The organism is Sphingomonas sp. (genome assembly GCF_042091075.1).
In the GTDB taxonomy this organism is placed as follows: Bacteria; Pseudomonadota; Alphaproteobacteria; order Sphingomonadales; family Sphingomonadaceae; genus Sphingomonas.
The window spans coordinates 10,651-12,370 of sequence record NZ_JBELIE010000095.1 but is presented as its reverse complement, the minus strand read 5'-3'; the positions used below and the strand labels follow the sequence as shown (position 1 = coordinate 12,370).

Annotated in this window: 2 protein-coding genes; both read right to left on the bottom strand. The window is 58.4% G+C overall.

Annotation, left to right across the window (positions count from 1 at the left end; translation table 11 throughout):
- Positions 1–87 precede the first annotated feature (87 nt).
- Positions 88–660 carry a hypothetical protein gene (locus tag ACFDSW_RS10595; RefSeq protein ID WP_375250260.1) on the bottom strand — a complete coding sequence of 191 codons (573 nt, stop codon included), beginning with the start codon at positions 658–660 and terminating at the stop codon, positions 88–90.
- A gap of 125 nt (positions 661–785) precedes the next feature.
- Positions 786–1,685 carry an acyl-CoA dehydrogenase family protein gene (locus ACFDSW_RS10590; protein WP_375250259.1) on the bottom strand — a complete coding sequence of 300 codons (900 nt, stop codon included), beginning with the start codon at positions 1,683–1,685 and terminating at the stop codon, positions 786–788.
- Positions 1,686–1,720: the final 35 nt, after the last annotated feature.

Sequence of the window (1,720 nt, the reverse complement as noted above, 5' to 3'; positions counted from 1 at the left end):
CGACCCGTCCGCCTTCACGCGGGGCTTCACATTATAGTCAAGCACGCGCTTGACGGGCACCAGCACCTTCATGGGTACTTCCTCTGGCTATGACAGGCGCGGAAAGCGCGTGATGAGATAGACGTTCGCCAGCGGCCACACCGTGAATACGGCGAGGAAGGCGAGATAGGGCGGAGATCGGAACGCGGGAGCGATCAGCATGAACGCTGCAGAAAGGCTCCACAACATGACGATCGTTGCCAATTGCATACCGATCGATTGACCGACCCGCGATTGCCGACGCGACATTATCGCTGTGTGGAGCGGCACCGAAAAAACCGCCGTTATCGCAAAGGAGAAGAAGAATAGCGGGTCGTCGATGATCGACTTTATCAGCCACCACAATGCGCCGATACCCAGCGTTCCTGCCAACGTCATGGTGCCAAACATCTTCCGCGATGCATCCGGCCAAAGTTCCTCACGCCCATATCGGAAGACGGTCCACAGCAGCACCATTTCAAGTACAACGGCGACGCATAGAATGTACCACCACATTTCGACCCACCAGTGGCGATAGACATCGAACCATAACCTGTGGCGCAGAACGAACGTCAGATCGTGCCAGAAGAAAAGGGCAGATCCACAAAACGGAACGACATAGACTTTCTGCCGGAAGGTCATGCGCAACGCTGTGAAGAAATAATAAAAATGCGGTGACGGCCGTGACGACAAGGCACAAGGATATCGGCACGCTGTTGATGTCTATGGCGCGCAGCGCCGTGGTCGCGTCGTACATGGATGGCCGCCTATGCTAATAGGCTGCGGGCAATGATGGTGCGTTGGATCTCACTCGTCCCACCAAAGATCGACCAACAGCGCCCATAAAGGTAATGGTGCGCGATCGAGCTGGGCCACTCGCTGTCTGTTTTCAGACCGCGCAGGGCGGCGGGATCGTGCACCGCGCCAACGGGTCCCTCGATTTCCAGCGCGATTTCCGAAAGGAGCTGCAAGATCTCTGTGCCGCGCAGCTTCAGGATCGACGCCTGCGGCCCGTTTCGGTCGGCGCCTTCGGCCCAGTCGCGAACATAGGCCGCCTCCAGGGCACAGAGTGACGCAAGCTGAACCTCGGCATCAGCCAAGCGATCCTGGATGACGGCCATCGTCCTGGATTGGCCATCGCGTTCCACCCGTGTTGCGAACATCGCCTTTATGTCCGCAAGCAGCTTCAGCTTCGGTCCAGTGTCGGCGATTGCGACACGTTCATTGGCAAGCAGGAATTTGGCGATCTCCCATCCCTGCCCCTCCAGACCGACCAGATTGGCGACCGGCACGCGCACATCGTCGAAGAATACCTGGTTCGTGTGATGCTGCCCGTCGATCGTCACGATCGGCCGCACCTCGATACCGGGCGATGTCATGTCGATCAGCAGGAACGAGATACCCGCCTGCGGCCGCGCATCACGATCGGTACGGACGAGGCAATGCATCCAGTCGGCCCAATGTGCCTCTGTCGTCCACATTTTCGTGCCGTTCACGACATAATGATCACCGTCACGCACGGCCAAGGTCTTCAGGCTGGCGAGATCGGAACCGGCGTTCGGCTCCGAATAGCCCTGGCACCACCATATGTCGGAAGACAGGATGCCGGGCAGATGCCGGGATTTCTGCTCCTCGTTGCCGAAAGTATAGATCACCGGCCCGACCATATTGACGCCATAGGGGATGATCATTGGTGCACCCG

Excerpts from the sequence above, each read along its gene's own strand:
- ACFDSW_RS10595 (WP_375250260.1), bottom strand. The coding sequence starts at position 660 with ATGACCTTCCGGCAGAAAGTCTATGTCGTTCCGTTTTGTGGATCTGCC.
- ACFDSW_RS10590 (WP_375250259.1), bottom strand. The coding sequence starts at position 1,685 with ATGGTCGGGCCGGTGATCTATACTTTCGGCAACGAGGAGCAGAAATCC.